Here is a 17,131-nt window from a genome sequence, read left to right as displayed (position 1 = left end):
ATGGGACCTATAGGGCTCGAACCTATGACCCTCTGCTTGTAAGGCAGATGCTCTCCCAGCTGAGCTAAGATCCCATAACAGTTGTTCGTCTTAGAAACTCTTCCGTTCCGCAACTCGCTTTGCTATTATATAATGGTTTGTGACTTGTGTCAACAGTTTTTTTCACTTTTTTTAATTTTTTAAAAAATATATGCTTTTTTGTATTTTTACAGTGGCAGGGAGGTCTGAAATCCCCTGCCACTGTAAGGATGTTATGGGCAAAGTATTGCCCATAACTTGATACTCCCGGATTGCTCCGCTGCACGCAGCTCACGCAATCCTCAAACATTCGGAATCCGCTAATTTACTACGTAAATTGCTACTTCCTCATGTTTGGCGGGGTCCAAGTTCAAAAGTCTTATCGTGCAAGCACGAACGACTTTTTGACCTTTTCCCCCTGGTATTATCTGAAGTACTCAACACCAGATTCGAAAATCTTGATATCCTGCTCTCCGTAGATATTGACAGCAACGCCTGCGTCACGACGCTCACTGTGTGCCATCTTTCCGAGAACACGTCCATCCGGGCTTGTGATTCCCTCGATGTTCATATAAGAGCCGTTTACGTTAAATTCACCCTCATATCCAGTCTCATCTACCGGTACATACTCCGTTGCGATCTGTCCGTTTTCCTTGAGTTTCTTCAGCCACTCATCGTTTGCGACAAAACGTCCCTCACCATGAGAAGCCGGATTACAGTATACGCCGCCAAGCTGTGCTTTCTGAAGCCATGGAGACTTGTTGCTGACAACCTTGGTGTAAACCATCTTGGATACGTGGCGTCCGATGGTGTTGTAGGTCAGTGTCGGAGAATCCTCTTTCTGTCCGCAGATCTCACCGTACGGTACCAGTCCCAGTTTGATCAGTGCCTGGAATCCGTTGCAGATACCAAGAGCAAGACCGTCACGCTCATTGAGGAGCTTCATAACTGCCTCCTTGATCTTCTCGTTCTGGAACGCGGTAGCAAAGAATTTCGCGGATCCGTCCGGCTCATCTCCGGCTGAGAAGCCGCCCGGGAACATGATCATCTGTGCCTGATCGATGGCTTTCTCAAAGAGCTCTACAGAATCATGGATATCTTCTGCTGTAAGGTTCTTGAATACCTTTACGTCTACCTCGGCGCCTGCTCTCTCAAATGCACGGGTGCTGTCATACTCGCAGTTTGTTCCAGGGAATACCGGAATAAATACACGCGGTTTTGCAACCTTATGTTTGCATACATAGATGCTGTCTGCTTTGTAAAGGGAACCGTCATCTGCCTTGACGTCCTCGGTTCCTGCTGCTGTTTTAAATACATTCTCCAGAGTTCCTTCCCATGTGGAAAGCGCCTCTTTCAGAGTGATCTCTGTATCACCGTAGGTGAACTTCGCATTATCCGTAACCTCACCGATCACAGTATAGGTAATGGCAAGCTCACCGACTTTTCCATCCGGAACCTCACAGATGATATCGCCGAATGCCGGAGCAAAGAAATCTCTTGGATCAAGGTTATGCTCGATCTTTACACCCATGCCGTTACCAAAGGCCATCTTGCTGACTGCAGCAGCGATTCCATGACGGTCAAGTGCATATGCGGAGATCACACGGCCTGCCTGGATATCCTGGTGTAATTTATCATACTGCTCCATAAGAGCCGGGTAATCCGGAAGATCATAGGAATCCTTCGGTGCACGGAGCCATACCAGCTTGCTTCCTGCTTTTTTGAGCTCCGGTGTGATCACATCTTTTACCTTTGCAACATCCACTGCGAAGGACACCAGTGTCGGAGGAACATCAATGTCATTGAAGGTTCCGGACATACTGTCCTTACCGCCGATGGAAGGAAGGCCGAATCCGATCTGTGCCGCATAAGCACCAAGCAGTGCGGAGAACGGCTGGCTCCATCTCTTAGGATCTTCTGTCATACGACGGAAGTATTCCTGGAAGGTGAAACGGATCTTCTTATAGTCACCACCGGTTGCAACGATCTTGGCAACGGACTCGGTTACTGCGTAGGCAGCTCCATGATACGGACTCCATGAGGAAAGGTATGGATCAAAGCCGTAGCTCATCATGGTAACAGTCTCTGTTTTTCCGTTCTGTACCGGAACCTTTGCAACCATGGACTGTGTCTCTGTCAGCTGATATTTACCACCGTGAGGCATAAATACACTGCCTGCGCCGATGGAGCCGTCAAACATCTCCACAAGACCCTTCTGTGAGCATACATTCAGGTCAGCAAGAGTATCCATCCATTTTTTCTTTACATCTGTTACATCCGGACGTTCCTCGAAAAGATTTCCGTCCTTTGACGGGATCTCAACCTCAACGGAGGTCTCCTGATGTGCACCGTTGGTATCCAGGAATGCACGGGAGATATTTACGATCTCTTTTCCTCTCCAGTTAAGGACAAGGCGTGGCTCCTCCGTTACAACTGCAACCGGAATTGCCTCGAGATTCTCTTCATTTGCAAATTTCAGGAAAGTATCCACATCTTTCGGGTCAACTACAACAGCCATACGCTCCTGAGACTCAGAGATAGCGATCTCAGTGCCGTCAAGACCTGCGTATTTTTTCGGAACCTTGTCGAGGTCGATCTGAAGTCCCGGTGCCAGCTCGCCGATGGCAACGGAAACACCGCCTGCGCCAAAGTCGTTACATTTCTTGATGATATGGCTGACTTCCTCTCTGCGGAACATTCTCTGGATCTTACGCTCGGTAGGCGCGTTACCTTTCTGCACCTCAGCGCCGCAGACCTCGATGGAAGCCTCTGTGTGGACCTTGGAGGAACCGGTTGCACCGCCGATACCGTCACGGCCGGTACGTCCGCCAAGAAGGATGATGATATCTCCAGGGTCGGAATTTTCACGGATAACCGCACGTCTCGGAGCCGCACCCATAACCGCACCGATCTCCATACGTTTTGCAACGTAGTCCGGATGATAGATTTCTTTTACAGCACCGGTTGCAAGACCGATCTGGTTTCCGTAGGAGCTGTAGCCGTGGGCTGCGCTGCGGACAAGCTTCTTCTGCGGAAGTTTACCCTTCAGAGTTTCCTTTACGGATACGGTAGGATCTGCTGCACCTGTCACACGCATTGCCTGGTATACATAGGTACGTCCGGAAAGCGGATCACGGATGGCTCCGCCAAGGCAGGTTGCCGCACCACCAAAAGGCTCGATCTCCGTCGGATGGTTGTGTGTCTCGTTCTTGAAGTTGATCAGCCACTCTTCTTCTTTCCCGTCCACGTCCACCGGTACCACGATACTGCAGGCATTGATCTCATCAGACTCTTCCTGGTCTGCAAGCTTGCCTTCTGCTTTCAGTTTCTTCATTGCCATAAGTGCAAGATCCATCAGGCAGACAAACTTATCATCACGGCCCTTGTACATATCCTTATGGGCATCCAGATATTCTTTGTATGTTTTTTCAATAGGAGTCTTATAATCACCTTCGTCAAACTTCACGCTGGTAAGCTCTGTGGAGAAAGTAGTATGACGGCAATGATCAGACCAATAGGTATCCAGAACACGGATCTCTGTCATGGAAGGATCGCGTTTCTCTTCATTTCTGAAATAATTCTGGATATGCTGGAAGTCCTTAAATGTCATGGCGAGGTTCAGAGAAGCGTACAGCTCCTTCAGATCAGCCTCAGCCATATCCTTGAATCCGTCAAAAATCTTCACATCCTCAGGATCCGGGAATACTGTTACCAGTGTTTCCGGCTTCTCAAGACCTGTCTCACGGGAATCCACAGGGTTGATGCAGTGATGTTTGATTGCCTCAAACTCTGCATCTGTAACGTTTCCTTCGATTACATAAGTAGTTGCTGAACGGATGATCGGTGCTGCATTCTCATCCAGGAACTGTACACACTGCACTGCAGAATCGGCTCTCTGGTCAAACTGTCCAGGAAGGAATTCTACGGAAAATACACGTGCGCCCTCTGCCACATCAAATTTTTCAAGATACAGATCATCTACCGGCGGCTCTGCAAATACGGTCTTGCAGGCTTTCTCAAATACTTCATCGGAGATATTCTCCACGTCATAACGGATCAGCTCACGGACTGCTGTCACAGTGCTGATACCAAGATAATGTTTGATCTCATGTTTCAGTTCCTTTGCTTTTACTGCAAAGGCAGGTTTCTTTTCTACATACACACGTCTTACGTTGCTCATAGAAGGCTCCTTTCTCTATATCCGATAATAAGGATGGTAAACGTGCAGAAAGCATTTCAGTCTTTCTTTTCTGCTGAAAATATAGTATCATAGGAAATATCATTAGTAAAATTAATATATCTTATATCATTTATAAGCGGAGGATTTTTCACATATGGATATCAATCTTGAACTTTACAAAGTGTTTTATTACGTGGCCACGACGCTGAGCTTTTCGGAGGCTTCCAGACAGCTTTTTATCTCACAGTCTGCAGTAAGCCAGGCCGTCAAAAACCTTGAAAAAAAGCTGGGCCATACTCTGTTTGTGCGCAGCACCAAACGGGTCATCCTGACTCCGGAGGGAGAGCTTCTTCTCCAGCATGTAAAGCCGGCCCTTTCCATGCTAAACGAGGGAGAGGCTGTCCTTTCCGGAGAAGGAAATCTTACCGGTCAGCTGCGGATCGGTGCCAGCGATACTCTGTGCCGCTATTTTCTCATCCCCTATCTCCGCCGTTTCCACAAGGATCATCCGGAGGTACGGATCAAGATCATCAACAGTACCTCCATCGGATGTGCGGAGCTTCTGGAAAACGGCCAGGCTGAGCTGATCGTCACCAACTACCCGAATTCCCGGCTTTCAGCCCACACCAAGCTTCAGACTGTGCTGGAATTCCGGGATATCTTCGTGGCAAATCCGGACTATTTCACCATGGGCAAATCGCCTCTTTCCATGGAAAATCTTCTGGATTATCCCATCCTGATGCTCGCTCCAAAGAGTACCACCAGCGAATATCTTCATCAGGTGTTTGCAGCCCAGGGACTGAAGCTGCTGCCGGAGGTTGAACTGAACAGCAACGATCTGCTGATCGATCTTGCAGAGATCGGACTTGGTATTGCCTGTATCCCGGATTATATGCTCCGCAACCGTCCGGGTCTGGAACCTGTCCATCTGAAAACACCTCTGCCCGCAAGAAGTGCCGTGATCGCTCATCATGAAGCACTGCAGCTTTCCCAGGCTGCCCAGTGCTTTCTTAAATATTTTTCCCAGATCTGATACGATCAAGTTCCTGCCGCTTACTGCTTTTCGCGATCGAAGCAGGATACTTCCCTGATTCAGTAAAAAAAGCCACCGGAATCTGCCATAAGGTTATTACGATCCTTATGTACTCAATTCCGGTGGTCTTTTCTGTTATTGATATCGGTCAGATATTATTCTTATTACTTACGCTTCAGCCTTCGGCATCACGTCTGCTGCCGCAGTGATATACTCATTCTCGATCTTACTGAACAGACCGCTGTCTGCAAGCTCTGCAAGCTTCACGTCAATCGGCATCTTGCCCAGGACCGGAACCTTCAGTTCTGCAGCGATCTCATCGATATGGCTCTCGCCAAAGACCTTGATCTCTTTTCCGCAGTCCGGACATTTCACATAGCTATAGTTCTCCACGATTCCAAGGACCGGAACCTTCATCATATCAGCCATGTTATAGGCCTTCTTGACGATCATGCGGACCAGATCCTGCGGAGAAGTAACGATCACGACACCCTCGATCGGCAGGGACTGGAATACTGTCAGCGGAACATCTCCGGTTCCTGGCGGCATATCTACAAAAAGATAATCCAATTCACCCCAGATCACATCACTCCAGAACTGTTTTACCATATTTGCAAGGACCGGACCTCTCCAGATCACCGGTGTCTCCTCATCCGGGAGAAGAAGGTTTACAGACATAACCTCGATTCCGTTTGCAGTTGGCATCGGATATATCCCATTGTCACTGCCCTGTGCATTGCCCTTGATGCCATACATCTTCGGGATGGACGGACCGGTGATATCAGCATCCATAATGCCCACTTTATATCCCTTGGAAGCCATCAGGTTTGCCAAGGAGCCTGTTACGAAGGATTTACCCACGCCTCCCTTTCCGCTGACAACTCCGATCACATGTTTTACGTCAGAAAAAACATTTGGTTCTGCCATGAGGCTCTGGGGCTGTTTCTGTCCGCAGCCTTCACAGCTTGATTTGTTGCAGGATGTATTGCTACACTCTTTTGCCATAATAGATTCCTCTCATTCTTTGTATTTACACAGACAGAACTGGCTCTCTGTCCGTGTATTTTTCTCATTCACGATCTCTCATGAACTCCTTACCTTACTTCATAAATCTGTCGATCGCTTTTTCCAGTTCCTTGATAGCATCCCTGTCTCCATGCTCCACGGCATCCACGATGCAGTGTTCTATATGATCCTGCAGTATGATCTTGCCTGTATTATTGATCGCAGATTTTACGGCTGACAGCTGGATCAGCACTTCGCTGCAGTCACGTCCTTCCTCCACCATACGCTTAATGGATTCCATATGCCCGATGGCCCTGGAAAGTCTGTTGAGTACGGCCTTGGTCTGTGCGTGGCTGTGATGATGAGGATGTGTGCCATCGTGAGTATGCACATGTTCCTGTTCCCCGTGGGTATGTTCAAGAACGGTTCCATCCTCGAGAACGTGCACATGTGTTTCTTTCATGTGTATTTCCTCCTTCAGATCTCCGTGAAAGAACAGCGCTGCCGGATCATAGATGTCTGAATGTCAAAAATGATGGTTCCGTCTTCCAGTACTGTCTTCTCGTAGGAGACATCCTTCCCCTGAAATTTCTGTTTCACATACGCTTCCGGATCTGCAATCTCCACTTCTTCCACAAATACATCACGCATCTGATTTCTCGGACATTTGTTAAAAATTTCCCAGATTACTTCGTACTCTTTCATCTGTGCCTGTTCCTTTCTTAGTCATCCTATCCATTATAATAATTTTATGTTTTTTTGTCAAAAATAATTGCACTCACGCAAATATTGTCGTATGATACATATTAAAAATATTACTGCTCTGTCCGTGGGCAGTAAACATATATTAATGTGATAAATCAAAGGAGATAAATTTCATGCAGCTTTTAAAAGACAGAATTCTGACAGACGGCGTAGTAAAAGAAGGAAATATTTTAAAAGTGGACAGCTTCCTGAATCATCAGATGGATATTGACCTGATCAACGAGGTCGGCAAAGAATTCAAGAAACGTTTTGACCACTGTCCAATCACCAAGATCCTTACCATCGAGGCTTCCGGTATCGGTATTGCCTGTATTGCGGCACAGTATTTCCATGTACCGGTTGTATTTGCCAAGAAAGCACAGAGTGTGAACCTTGACGGCGAGATGTACACCACCAAGGTAGAGTCTTTCACCCACAAGAAAGTTTACGATGTGATCCTTTCCAAGAAATTTCTCGGACCGGAAGATCACGTACTCCTGATCGATGATTTTCTTGCCAATGGCTGTGCACTTCTCGGTCTGATCGACATCGTTAAGAAATCCGGCGCAACTCTTGAAGGAGCCGGAATCGTTATCGAAAAAGGCTTCCAGTCCGGCGGACAGACCATCCGTGACATGGGTATCCATCTGGAATCCCTTGCTATCATTGATTCCATTGCTGATGGCAAACTTACTTTCCGTGAATAAGATTTATCATAAAAAATACTCCTGGAAACTTATATACATTGTTTCCGGGAGTATTTTTATTTTTATCACAGCCAGATCATGATATCATTTCTGATCTATGCATCTGCACCCTTTTCCGCTTTCTCTGAAGGTGTCGGAGTTACTGTTTCCTCCGGTGTCGGTGTTCCGGAAATTTCCGTTTCTTCCTTTTCCGATGAAGCCGATGCAGCTTCCGGTGTATTTTCATCTATATCCGGTTCTTCCGTCACCGTAGCTTCCGATGTCACTGTCGGCGTTGGTGTGGCAGTTGCCTCCGGCATGATCTCTTCCTCTTCATAATATCCGTCATCCACAAGCATCTGATAATTATCTGCATCGATCAGCTGGATATCACTGGTCACAGTTCCCACGATCTTGGTCCCGTTGTCATACTGCTCATAATCGGAGATCTCCGGCTTCTCCCCTTTCAGAAGAGCATCCACCATCGTCACACAGTCATGTGCCAGTACACGGTTATCAAACAGCAGATCATCCTCAATCTTTCCCTGGATCGCAGCGGTCACTGCTTCTGCCTCACAGCCGCCTCCTGTGATCATAGGCCAACCATCCTCTCCAGACACATGTCCTGCATCCTCCAGGGCATCCACAGCCCCAAGTGCAAGGTCGTCGGCACCTGTGCAGATAATATCCGGCGCACCCTCTGTATAATTCTGAGAAAGGATCTCCGCCATATCATTCTTTGCGGTATTTCTTCCGAAACGCATCACTGCAGTATCATCAAAGGTCAGCTTTCCTGAAGTACATACCAGTGTTCCGTCGTCGAAATATTCCTGAAGCTTCTCCATCACGCCATTATAAAAAAACAGTGCGTCACGATCATCCGGAGAGCCCATAAGGAACTCAATGGTCAGAGTTTTCTTTTCTTCCCGGGCTTTCTCCAGATCCATTTTTTTTATGATGGAATCTCCCACCATTTTTCCGGCTTTTCTTGTATTAAAGGTAACATAATAGTTGACCTTATCTGTATCCATGATCAGCTGATCGTAAGAAATCACAGGGATAGATTTCTCATACACCTGCTCCAGCACATCGTTCAGGCTGTAAGCATCTGAAGGTGCGATGACAAGTGCAGAAAGCTCTTCATCGTCCAGAATGGACTGGATCTGTGATACCTGCGTATCACTGTCTTCATCTGCCCAAAATATCTCTGCATCATATCCATCATCTTCCAGTGTATTCTGAAGAGTTTCTCCATCAGCAGACCAACGGGGATCATCTGCTGATGAAGGCAGAAACACACCTACTTTCTTATCTGCTGCCGCAGTTTCTTTTGCTTCTTTTTTTTCTTCTTCCTCTGCATCATTGCTGTTTTTGGCTTTTCCCTCCGGGTCTTCAGACTCCACACTTTCATTGGCTGCCTCTGTCGCCTCTTTGTTTTTTCCACAGCCGGAAAAGGCTGCTGTAAAGACAAAAGCTCCCACAAGCAGGATTGCTGTTTTTTTCTTCATGATCAAATCTCTCCTATAAGCCTTTATAGTCCTTTGCCAGTGATTTCAGATAGTCTCTGTAGGCGGCTGCAGATTTCTTGGGTTTCAGGATACGTACACTGCCGCCCATCCCGGTCAGCCAGCCGTAGAATTTTCCATTTTCCGGAAGCTCTGCAGTTACCGTCAGATCTCCGCTATCTTTCATCTTATATTCTGCATCTGTGCCGAAAAAGTCACGCACCTCCGCCTGTACAGCTCCAGTACAGAGAAGTTTTATTTCTTTTTTTATGGTTCCGGCTGAAGCCTCAAGAAGCTTCCGGTAACCTGCCACAGAGGTCTCATGAATATCTTTAGTTTCATGAATCTCCTTAGCTTCCGCAGTCAGCCCGGGTTCTTCAGACGGCTGTTCCTCTCCGGCACTCTCACCGGCAAGATAATACCCACCCGGCCGTTCTCTTGTATAACGGATATCCATTCCAAAAGAACGTAATACCTCCACATCATCATAAATGCTCTTTCGCTCTGCACGGATTCCCTGTTTCTCAAGATTCTCAAGGATCTTCTGCATAGATATTACCCGATGCTCCCCTGTTTCCCGCAGCATTTTTTCAAGGTACAGGATCTTCGCCTTCTGATTGTTTGATTTTGCCATACTGCCCTCTTATCCTTCGTTTTTTACAAAGCGATGGAAAATATAGGAGTTTGCCTCCTGTTCCTCGCTGTCGTCCAGTTTCTCAAGTTCGATCTTTTTACCGTATTTCTTTTCCAGTGCACGGCTGATCAGAAGATCTGCAAGCTGCGGGTTCTTGGGAAGAAGCGGTCCGTGAAGATACGTACCGATCACATTTTTGTATACAACCCCTTCCTCACCGGATTGTCCGTCATTTCCGTATCCTGACAGAACCTTTCCCAGGGATCTGTTGTTTCCGATGGTGGTACGCCCTCCATGATTTTCAAAACCTACGATGGGCATATCAAAAAGATCGCTCTGCATCACAATGTTTCCAATAAGGCGGCCTTTTCCCTGCTCAGTGCTCATATCTACAAGCTTCAGACCCTCGATCATTCCCTGATCCGTCTTATAATAATTTCCAAGGAGCTGATACCCTCCACAGATTGCGATCACAACTCCATTGTCTTCCACATACGCCTTGAAATCCTTCTGGATTTCCTTCAGCTTTTCACATACCAGCATCTGTTCTCTGTCGGAGCCACCGCCAAGAAGTACGATATCCAGTTTGGAAAAATCGATTCTGTCATCCAGTTCATAAGCTATGGTTTCTGCCTCGATTCCTCTCCAGAGACAGCGCTTCATCAGACACTGGATATTTCCTCTGTCACCGTAAAGGTTCAGAAGATCCGGATATAAATGCCCTATCGTTATCTTCATTTCTCACCCTCCAGTTTCTTCAGGATATTTCTGGTGCCAAACAGCGCCGTATAATTTACAAGTACATAAAGATTGCCGCATCCATCCCCGATTCGTTTGCGGATGGCTGTCTCCACATCATTTTCCAGCATGGACGGGATATCCACATATTTCAGACGGAGGCGCATATCCTGACACCGGATACCACTGACTGTGATGGAATTGATATTGTCCCCTCCGAAAAGATCAAAATCCACATCCCAGAGCCAGGAGATATCTTTTCCATCCTGTGCATTATCATTGATCACAATGATGATATCCTTTGGTGATCCGTCCTGCATCACAGCTGAAATGTTCTGGTTAAAACCGGCCGGATTCTTGGCAAGATTCAGAACAACACTGGTGCCCTTGATCCGAAACTGTTCATTGCGTCCGTTTTCCGGATTAAACTTCCGGAGCATCTCATTAAAATGCTCCGCCTTAAAGCCTGCGGTACGAATTCCCGCATAGGCAGCCAGAATATTATACACATTATAGAATCCCTTATAATTGGCCACGATCCGTTTATCCTCCACTGTAAAGGCAATCTGATCATCCACCTTCACATCTGTGGCATCAAAGTCGATCTCCGGACGTTTAAAGCCGCATTTCGGACATCTGTAGTCTCCCAGCTGACTGTAATGATAGAAGCTGTAGATCAGCCTTTCTCCACAGCACTTACAGAACCGGCCCTCACGGATCTCGTTTGTTTTGTTCTCGATCACCGGTTTGCTGATCCCGTAGGTTACAAAAGGATTTCCGCAGTCCATGGCAAGATATGCAGACAGTGCATCATCACCATTGACAATGACCTTCATATCCGGAACCTTTTTCATCATTTCTTCCAGGATGTTCATAGTGATATCGATCTCGCCATAACGGTCCAGCTGATCACGGAACAGATTGGTCATAACCATATAATCCGGTCTGATCCTTGTGAACACATGTCTTGTGGATGCCTCATCCACCTCGATACAGGCATAATCCGCATCCAGTTTTCCGCTGAATTTTGCCCCCAATACAAAGGCTGCCACAACTCCGTTGAGCATGTTTGAACCGGTATGATTGCAGATGACCTTTTTTCCCTCTGCCTCAAGGCCTGCGCACAGCATGTTATTGGTTGTGGTCTTTCCGTTTGTTCCGCATACTACAAATATTTTTTCTCTTACCTGAGAAGAAAGCTCTTCCAGGATATCCGGACAGATCTTCATCGCGACCTTACCGGCCCAGGTCACACCCTGCCGGCCCATAAGCTTACAGACATGTCCTGTGATCTTTGCTGCCATCACAGCAATGGTTGTTCTTATTTTCATAATCTTCTGATTCCTTTGTTTTTATTTCTCTTACCACAGATCTTCCGCTGTCAGGAAATCGGTACAGATTCCTTCTGCTCCCTGCGAAATGTATCTTCTGGCCTGGTCACGGTCATTAACCGTATAAACATACAGACTGATCCCGTTTTTTTCAAAGATCTTCTCCGTTTCTTCTGACCAATACTCCCAGTATACTGTTGCTGCCGGAATTTCCTTTTCTTTACAGAAGGATGCAATATACTCCAGCTCTTCCACAGAATACTCCTGCCACAGTGAATATACATAGGAAGGAAAAGAATAGAGCATGGCCGTTCCGGGAAACATTGCTTCATTGTAGATTTCCGGAATGATCCGATCCAGCGTCTCACCGGCACCTGCATTCCTGGCAATTTCCACATAATCACTGTAATCCTCCAGTGTTCTCTGATAATTGCGAAGAGAATACTGTTTGGAATCGATCAGCACATATGCATCCGGATAATCTTTCAGAAGAAGGAAAAAATCCTCCAGTGTCATGGGGGTGTATTTCCCATATATTTTACTTTGTCTGAATTCCTTTTCTGTAAGGACTTTTTTTCCGTTGCCATCCCACTGTCCCATGGGATCGTTCCAGTTATGCCTGCAGACCCATACTCCATCGGATGTCCTGGAAAGATCCAATTCAAAAAGACGAACTCCCTGTTCATACATGAACAGAAATCCCTCTCTGGAATTCAGGTAATCCTTTCCGTCCATACCTCCCAGAGCATGTGCAATGGTCCTGTAGTCCTTCCAGCTAAATCCTCCTGATGTATTCCGGGCAGTTTCTGTTTCCGGAAAACTTCCTCCCAGAAGAAAAAGCGATACAAACAGTATTTCCAATGTCAGTATAAAACGTCGCATCATCTCAGGCAACAAAAAAATGCACAAGACGTAAAGGAAAACATTTCCTCGCTGCTTTCCTTTTTATCTTCTGCAAATTTATCATATCCGGGAACCTGTCCCAAACCATTCCTATATTGTTTCTGTCCGGTAATACCAAAAGTCCCACCGACCATGTTTATCATCCTTTCGCATACGTGTAGTCGTATTTCATACATTACCGATTGTACGCTAAAAAAGGATAATAATCAAGTTAATCCTCTTCTTCCTCGTCATATTCCTGCTGAAGTCTCAGATATTCATCATATTTCTCGTGTGCATTCCGATTATAGGATCGGGAGATCGGTATTACATGCTCTCCGATATGGAAGCTGTCATTTTCAGCTCCTGTGACCCGTTCCATATTTACTATAAAGCTCTGATGACACCGCAAAAATGTACCGTCGTCAAGCTGTTTTTCGAAGTCATTCAGCTTACCTCAGGTTTCCTTTTCTTTTCCAATTCTTCCAATAAAAGCTCGCCGCTTTTAAATATCCGAATTTCTGACCCTGGAACGATCCGCTCAAGCTGTTTGTGAAGTTTTCTCGCATCCGTCTGCATATCATCACAAATGGCAATGGTCATCATCGTCATATTTATGTATCCCCTTTTACTCCATCATTGTTACTTTTTGTTCTATATATTATACCATGATTTGTTATTCAAATTATGATATCTTAATGTAATTTATGGTCGAAAACCCACCATTTATGCATTTTTTCGAGTTTTTGGAATATTAAAAAAGGACATCTGCATTTCTGCAAATGTCCTTTAAATCGGTCAGAAGTAAATTATACAAGCTCGATAAGAACTTCCATTGCTGCATCGCCTTTACGCTGTCCGATCTTAACGATTCTTGTGTAACCACCGTTACGATCTGCGTATTTCGGAGCAATCTCGCTGAACATCTTGTCAACCATGTCAACTTCTTTTGTATTTTTCTTTCTGCCAGCGCCCTTAGCAGGAACCTCTGTTACAGGATAGAAAACTTTCATCATCTCACGACGTGCATGAAGTCTGGAAGGAGCATCTTTCTTGATCTCTTTCTGAACTTCATCGTAAACTGTTTTCTTTTTGCCGTCTACGACTTCTTTTACACGTTTTCCGTCAGCATCTTTACGAGCAACCTTAGCTGTTACTGTAACTGTCTCGAAATTGTCTTTCTCACGTACAGCCATAGCGATAAGTCCCTCAGCGATCTTACGGATCTCTTTAGCCTTAGCTTCTGTTGTCACGATCTTTCCGTGATGAAGAAGGTTTGTAACCTGATTTCTGAGAAGTGCTTTTCTCTGGTTAGATGTTCTGCTTAATTTTCTATATTTTGCCATTTTATTATCCTCCATCTGTGGGACACCAGGACATGCTTGTTCGGTCTTACTGTCCTGCTGCTGACACCCCACTCATTACTCTGTTTCCGGATTATTCCTCTGTAGGCTGGAGCTGAAGTCCCAGCTCTTTGAGTTTTGCAAGTACTTCCTCTAAGGATTTGCGGCCCAGATTACGAACCTTCATCATATCGTCAGAAGTCTTGTTGCATAATTCTTCAACCGTATTGATACCGGCTCTCTTAAGGCAGTTGTAGGAACGAACAGAGAGCTCAAGCTCATCAATGCTCATCTCCAGAACCTTTTCCTTCTCATTGTCTTCTTTCTCGATCATAACCTCTGCGGTCTTAGCATTCTCGGAAAGATCAATGAACAGGTTTAAATGCTCGCTGAGAACCTTTGCTGCAAGGCTGACTGCCTCATCCGGATCAAGTGTTCCATTGGTATATACATCCAGTGTAAGCTTGTCGAAGTCAGTTACCTGACCAACTCGTGTATTCTCTACGATCATGTTGACTCTGTCTACCGGTGTGTAGATCGCATCCACTGCGATCATACCGATCGGCATGTCATCGGTTTTGCCTTTGTCTGCACTGATATAGCCACGTCCCTTGGTAATGGTAAGCTCCATGGCCAGTCTGCAGTCTTTTCCACCGTTCAGGGTTGCGATCACCTGATCCGGGTTCATGATCTCAATATCCTGATCTGCCTGGATATCAGCTGCTGTAACAACACCTTTGCCCTCACACTCAATGTATGCGGTCTTCGGCTCATTGTCACTGCTGTGATTCTTAATGGCAAGAGATTTCAGATTCATGATGATTTCGGTCACATCTTCCTTCACGCCCGGAATGGAGCTGAATTCATGAAGTACACCATCGATCTTCACCTGGCTTACTGCAGCTCCCGGAAGGGAGGACAGCATAATTCTTCTTAAAGAATTGCCAAGGGTAGTACCATAACCTCTTTCCAGAGGCTCTACAACGAATCTTCCAAACTTCTTATCTTCGGATATTTCGGTTATTTCGATTTTTGGTTTATTGAAATCAAACACTATAAGGTTCCCTCCTTCTGGGTTAATCAACATTCGAGGGTATTACCAATTTTTATAACTGTAGACACAGTAAACAGTTACTAATTATTTAGAATACAGCTCGACGATAAGCATCTCGTTTACAGGAACATCGATCTGCTCTCTTGTAGGAAGCTCTTTAACTACACCCTTCAGGTTCTCCTGATCAACGTCGATCCACTCCGGAACAAGTCTTCCGCCAGTGATCTCAAGGATTCCTTTATATCTCTCAGAGCCTTTGCTCTTCTCTCTGATCTCAATTGTGTCTCCTGCTTTGCACAGGTAGGACGGAATGTTTACACATTTTCCGTTAACAAGTACGTGCTTGTGATCTACGATCTGACGAGCCTCTCTTCTTGTTCTGGCAAATCCCATACGGAAAACGATGTTGTCAAGTCTGCTCTCAAGCATAACCATAAGGTTCTCACCTGTCTGGCCCTGCATTCTGTCGGCTTTCTTGTAGTAGTTACGGAAAGGTTTCTCAAGAACTCCGTAGATAAATTTTGCTTTCTGTTTCTCTTTTAACTGAAGACCATACTCAGACACCTTGCGGTTTGCACGTTTTAACTGTCTTGTGGACTTCTTATCAATTCCTAAGTAAATCGGATCCAGGCCAAGGGATCTGCATCTTTTCAGAACAGGTACTCTATTTACTGCCATTTCAACTACCTCCTAATTAGACTCTTCTGCGTTTTGGTGGACGGCATCCGTTGTGAGGAACCGGAGTTACGTCACGAATGCTGGTTACTTCAAGTCCGCATGCCTGAAGCGCACGGATTGCAGCTTCACGGCCTGAGCCCGGGCCTTTTACCATAACGTCTACTGTTTTTAATCCATGAATTAAAGCAGCCTTTGTTGCAGTCTCTGCTGCCATCTGTGCTGCATAAGGGGTAGATTTCCTTGAACCTTTAAATCCAAGACCACCGGCACTTGCCCATGAAAGAGCGTTTCCTTCGTTATCTGTCAGTGTGACGATTGTATTGTTGAAGGAAGACTGAATGTGTGCCTGTCCGTGTTCAACGTTTTTCTTGACACGACGTTTTGTCGTTTTCTTTGTAACTTTTGCCATTTTAAAACTAACCTACACTTTCCTTTTATTGAAATTAATTAGTTATATCTATAAATTATTTCTTCTTGTTTGCAACAGTTCTCTTCGGTCCCTTGCGAGTTCTCGCATTTGTCTTAGTCTTCTGACCACGAACCGGGAGTCCTTTACGATGACGGATACCTCTGTAGCATCCAATCTCCTGCAGTCTCTTGATGTTAAGGGCGATTTCCCTTCTCAGATCACCTTCTACTGTCATTGTCTCATCAATAACAGCACTCAGTCTCTTAACCTCGTCATCAGTCAGATCTCTGACACGTGTGTCAGGATTAACCTCTGCTTTAGCAAGAATTTTATCTGCGCTTGGTCTACCAATTCCATAAATGTAGGTAAGACCGATTTCAATACGTTTCTCTCTTGGTAAGTCTACACCAGCTATACGAGCCATGTACTGTTTCCTCCATTTTCTGTTTCTGAAAGTTCCGCATATCGTATGTCACTTGCTCTCGCAAGGTGAAATGGGACATATCGACCTGCCGCTTTCTTTTCTAGTTTCCTAATTGGGGTGCCTCGGTAAAACACCCAGCTGTAATTGGCGAATCACAGCCTTTCCGAAATTGCGGATCTTAACCGCTGTTGCCTCTCGGTATTAGGCAATACATGCTTATTATCTGTTCAGTAGAACAACCCTACCGGGTGTTTCATACTGCAGCCGCACGTTTCACAAACATTCCAAAGAAGTTCCGATATGGAAATCAACCCTGACGCTGTTTGTGCTTCGGGTTCTCACAGATGATTCTGATGGATCCCTTTCTCTTAATGACCTTGCACTTCTCGCAGATCGGCTTTACAGATGATCTTACTTTCACTGGAAATCCTCCTTCCGTAAATTAGTCTCATATCTGCAGTTTCACA

At 45.7% G+C, this 17,131-nt stretch carries 19 protein-coding genes and 1 tRNA gene; 2 read left to right on the top strand and 18 right to left on the bottom strand.

Annotated elements, in window-relative coordinates; genetic code table 11:
* Nucleotide 1 precedes the first annotated feature (1 nt).
* Nucleotides 2-74: transfer RNA gene (locus ABCM67_RS10365), tRNA-Val, on the bottom strand.
* 368 nt (nucleotides 75-442) lie between these two features.
* Complete coding sequence (locus ABCM67_RS10360) at nucleotides 443-4,198, bottom strand: phosphoribosylformylglycinamidine synthase (RefSeq protein ID WP_118608599.1); 3,756 nt, start codon at nucleotides 4,196-4,198, stop codon at nucleotides 443-445.
* 154 nt (nucleotides 4,199-4,352) lie between these two features.
* Between ABCM67_RS10360 and ABCM67_RS10355 the strand changes: the two genes are divergently transcribed.
* On the top strand, nucleotides 4,353-5,231 hold the full coding sequence (locus tag ABCM67_RS10355) for a LysR family transcriptional regulator (protein ID WP_021650784.1): 879 nt from the start codon (nucleotides 4,353-4,355) through the stop codon (nucleotides 5,229-5,231).
* A gap of 168 nt (nucleotides 5,232-5,399) precedes the next feature.
* Here ABCM67_RS10355 and ABCM67_RS10350 read toward each other — a convergent pair whose 3' ends face one another.
* The 3 genes from ABCM67_RS10350 to ABCM67_RS10340 form a co-directional block, all read right to left on the bottom strand.
* Nucleotides 5,400-6,236 carry an Mrp/NBP35 family ATP-binding protein gene (locus tag ABCM67_RS10350; protein ID WP_015526958.1) on the bottom strand — a complete coding sequence of 279 codons (837 nt, stop codon included), beginning with the start codon at nucleotides 6,234-6,236 and terminating at the stop codon, nucleotides 5,400-5,402.
* 94 nt (nucleotides 6,237-6,330) lie between these two features.
* Nucleotides 6,331-6,699, bottom strand: a complete 369-nt coding sequence (locus ABCM67_RS10345; RefSeq protein WP_015526957.1) for a metal-sensing transcriptional repressor — start codon at nucleotides 6,697-6,699, stop codon at nucleotides 6,331-6,333.
* Between the two features lie 14 nt (nucleotides 6,700-6,713).
* Nucleotides 6,714-6,941, bottom strand: coding sequence for a hypothetical protein (locus tag ABCM67_RS10340; protein ID WP_015526956.1), 228 nt, complete (start codon nucleotides 6,939-6,941; stop codon nucleotides 6,714-6,716).
* Nucleotides 6,942-7,114: 173 nt separating this feature from the next.
* Between ABCM67_RS10340 and ABCM67_RS10335 the strand changes: the two genes are divergently transcribed.
* Entirely contained in the window at nucleotides 7,115-7,687 is a 573-nt protein-coding gene (locus ABCM67_RS10335) for a xanthine phosphoribosyltransferase (RefSeq protein ID WP_015526955.1), read from the top strand.
* 95 nt (nucleotides 7,688-7,782) lie between these two features.
* Here ABCM67_RS10335 and ABCM67_RS10330 read toward each other — a convergent pair whose 3' ends face one another.
* The 13 genes from ABCM67_RS10330 to rpmJ form a co-directional block, all read right to left on the bottom strand.
* Complete coding sequence (locus tag ABCM67_RS10330; RefSeq protein WP_342992837.1) at nucleotides 7,783-9,174, bottom strand: sugar-binding protein; 1,392 nt, start codon at nucleotides 9,172-9,174, stop codon at nucleotides 7,783-7,785.
* A 13-nt stretch (nucleotides 9,175-9,187) separates the two neighbouring features.
* Nucleotides 9,188-9,805 (bottom strand): WYL domain-containing protein, encoded by a 618-nt coding sequence (locus ABCM67_RS10325; protein WP_129974550.1) that lies wholly within the window; start codon nucleotides 9,803-9,805, stop codon nucleotides 9,188-9,190.
* Between the two features lie 9 nt (nucleotides 9,806-9,814).
* A complete protein-coding gene (locus tag ABCM67_RS10320) occupies nucleotides 9,815-10,543 on the bottom strand; it encodes a glutamine amidotransferase (RefSeq protein ID WP_015526951.1) in 729 nt (242 codons plus the stop codon).
* Nucleotides 10,540-11,874 carry a MurT ligase domain-containing protein gene (locus ABCM67_RS10315; RefSeq protein WP_015526950.1) on the bottom strand — a complete coding sequence of 445 codons (1,335 nt, stop codon included), beginning with the start codon at nucleotides 11,872-11,874 and terminating at the stop codon, nucleotides 10,540-10,542. The genes ABCM67_RS10320 and ABCM67_RS10315 overlap by 4 nt, the downstream gene beginning before the upstream one ends.
* A 30-nt stretch (nucleotides 11,875-11,904) precedes the next feature.
* Nucleotides 11,905-12,609, bottom strand: coding sequence for a phosphatidylinositol-specific phospholipase C/glycerophosphodiester phosphodiesterase family protein (locus tag ABCM67_RS10310; RefSeq protein WP_244093169.1), 705 nt, complete (start codon nucleotides 12,607-12,609; stop codon nucleotides 11,905-11,907).
* Between the two features lie 379 nt (nucleotides 12,610-12,988).
* Nucleotides 12,989-13,168, bottom strand: coding sequence for a LytTR family transcriptional regulator DNA-binding domain-containing protein (locus tag ABCM67_RS10305; protein WP_235812329.1), 180 nt, complete (start codon nucleotides 13,166-13,168; stop codon nucleotides 12,989-12,991).
* Nucleotides 13,169-13,203: 35 nt separating this feature from the next.
* Complete coding sequence (locus ABCM67_RS10300) at nucleotides 13,204-13,368, bottom strand: hypothetical protein (protein ID WP_161206335.1); 165 nt, start codon at nucleotides 13,366-13,368, stop codon at nucleotides 13,204-13,206.
* Nucleotides 13,369-13,565: 197 nt separating this feature from the next.
* Complete coding sequence (locus tag ABCM67_RS10295) at nucleotides 13,566-14,102, bottom strand: bL17 family ribosomal protein (RefSeq protein WP_021976084.1); 537 nt, start codon at nucleotides 14,100-14,102, stop codon at nucleotides 13,566-13,568.
* A gap of 91 nt (nucleotides 14,103-14,193) precedes the next feature.
* Nucleotides 14,194-15,153, bottom strand: coding sequence for a DNA-directed RNA polymerase subunit alpha (locus tag ABCM67_RS10290; protein ID WP_059085345.1), 960 nt, complete (start codon nucleotides 15,151-15,153; stop codon nucleotides 14,194-14,196).
* Nucleotides 15,154-15,237: 84 nt separating this feature from the next.
* Nucleotides 15,238-15,831: a 30S ribosomal protein S4 gene (rpsD, locus tag ABCM67_RS10285; RefSeq protein WP_015526943.1), complete on the bottom strand. Its 594-nt coding sequence runs from the start codon at nucleotides 15,829-15,831 to the stop codon at nucleotides 15,238-15,240.
* Nucleotides 15,832-15,847: 16 nt separating this feature from the next.
* Nucleotides 15,848-16,240: a 30S ribosomal protein S11 gene (rpsK, locus tag ABCM67_RS10280; RefSeq protein ID WP_015526942.1), complete on the bottom strand. Its 393-nt coding sequence runs from the start codon at nucleotides 16,238-16,240 to the stop codon at nucleotides 15,848-15,850.
* 55 nt (nucleotides 16,241-16,295) lie between these two features.
* A complete protein-coding gene (rpsM, locus tag ABCM67_RS10275) occupies nucleotides 16,296-16,664 on the bottom strand; it encodes a 30S ribosomal protein S13 (protein ID WP_008707282.1) in 369 nt (122 codons plus the stop codon).
* Nucleotides 16,665-16,971: 307 nt separating this feature from the next.
* The gene (gene rpmJ / locus ABCM67_RS10270; protein ID WP_003022746.1) at nucleotides 16,972-17,085 is read right to left on the bottom strand and encodes a 50S ribosomal protein L36; all 114 of its coding nucleotides are present in this window, start codon (nucleotides 17,083-17,085) and stop codon (nucleotides 16,972-16,974) included.
* Nucleotides 17,086-17,131 lie beyond the last annotated feature (46 nt).

The organism is Blautia sp. 2227st1_G12_2227SCRN_220401, from assembly GCF_039062885.1.
GTDB lineage: Bacteria > Bacillota > Clostridia > Lachnospirales > Lachnospiraceae > Blautia_A > Blautia_A fusiformis.
Note: the sequence above shows the minus strand (reverse complement) of the source record. Positions and strands in the feature narration are given on the sequence as shown.

What these genes read in the sequence shown, in the direction of transcription:
- ABCM67_RS10295 (WP_021976084.1), bottom strand. Translation starts at nt 14,102, where the DNA reads ATGGCAAAATATAGAAAATTAAGCAGAACATCTAACCAGAGAAAAGCA.
- ABCM67_RS10335 (WP_015526955.1), top strand. Translation starts at nt 7,115, where the DNA reads ATGCAGCTTTTAAAAGACAGAATTCTGACAGACGGCGTAGTAAAAGAA.
- ABCM67_RS10340 (WP_015526956.1), bottom strand. Translation starts at nt 6,941, where the DNA reads ATGAAAGAGTACGAAGTAATCTGGGAAATTTTTAACAAATGTCCGAGA.
- ABCM67_RS10325 (WP_129974550.1), bottom strand. Translation starts at nt 9,805, where the DNA reads ATGGCAAAATCAAACAATCAGAAGGCGAAGATCCTGTACCTTGAAAAA.
- rpsD (WP_015526943.1), bottom strand. Translation starts at nt 15,831, where the DNA reads ATGGCAGTAAATAGAGTACCTGTTCTGAAAAGATGCAGATCCCTTGGC.
- ABCM67_RS10300 (WP_161206335.1), bottom strand. Translation starts at nt 13,368, where the DNA reads ATGACGATGATGACCATTGCCATTTGTGATGATATGCAGACGGATGCG.
- ABCM67_RS10310 (WP_244093169.1), bottom strand. Translation starts at nt 12,609, where the DNA reads ATGGACGGAAAGGATTACCTGAATTCCAGAGAGGGATTTCTGTTCATG.
- ABCM67_RS10360 (WP_118608599.1), bottom strand. Translation starts at nt 4,198, where the DNA reads ATGAGCAACGTAAGACGTGTGTATGTAGAAAAGAAACCTGCCTTTGCA.
- ABCM67_RS10330 (WP_342992837.1), bottom strand. Translation starts at nt 9,174, where the DNA reads ATGAAGAAAAAAACAGCAATCCTGCTTGTGGGAGCTTTTGTCTTTACA.
- rpsK (WP_015526942.1), bottom strand. Translation starts at nt 16,240, where the DNA reads ATGGCAAAAGTTACAAAGAAAACGACAAAACGTCGTGTCAAGAAAAAC.
- ABCM67_RS10320 (WP_015526951.1), bottom strand. Translation starts at nt 10,543, where the DNA reads ATGAAGATAACGATAGGGCATTTATATCCGGATCTTCTGAACCTTTAC.
- ABCM67_RS10345 (WP_015526957.1), bottom strand. Translation starts at nt 6,699, where the DNA reads ATGAAAGAAACACATGTGCACGTTCTCGAGGATGGAACCGTTCTTGAA.
- ABCM67_RS10315 (WP_015526950.1), bottom strand. Translation starts at nt 11,874, where the DNA reads ATGAAAATAAGAACAACCATTGCTGTGATGGCAGCAAAGATCACAGGA.
- ABCM67_RS10355 (WP_021650784.1), top strand. Translation starts at nt 4,353, where the DNA reads ATGGATATCAATCTTGAACTTTACAAAGTGTTTTATTACGTGGCCACG.
- rpsM (WP_008707282.1), bottom strand. Translation starts at nt 16,664, where the DNA reads ATGGCTCGTATAGCTGGTGTAGACTTACCAAGAGAGAAACGTATTGAA.
- ABCM67_RS10350 (WP_015526958.1), bottom strand. Translation starts at nt 6,236, where the DNA reads ATGGCAAAAGAGTGTAGCAATACATCCTGCAACAAATCAAGCTGTGAA.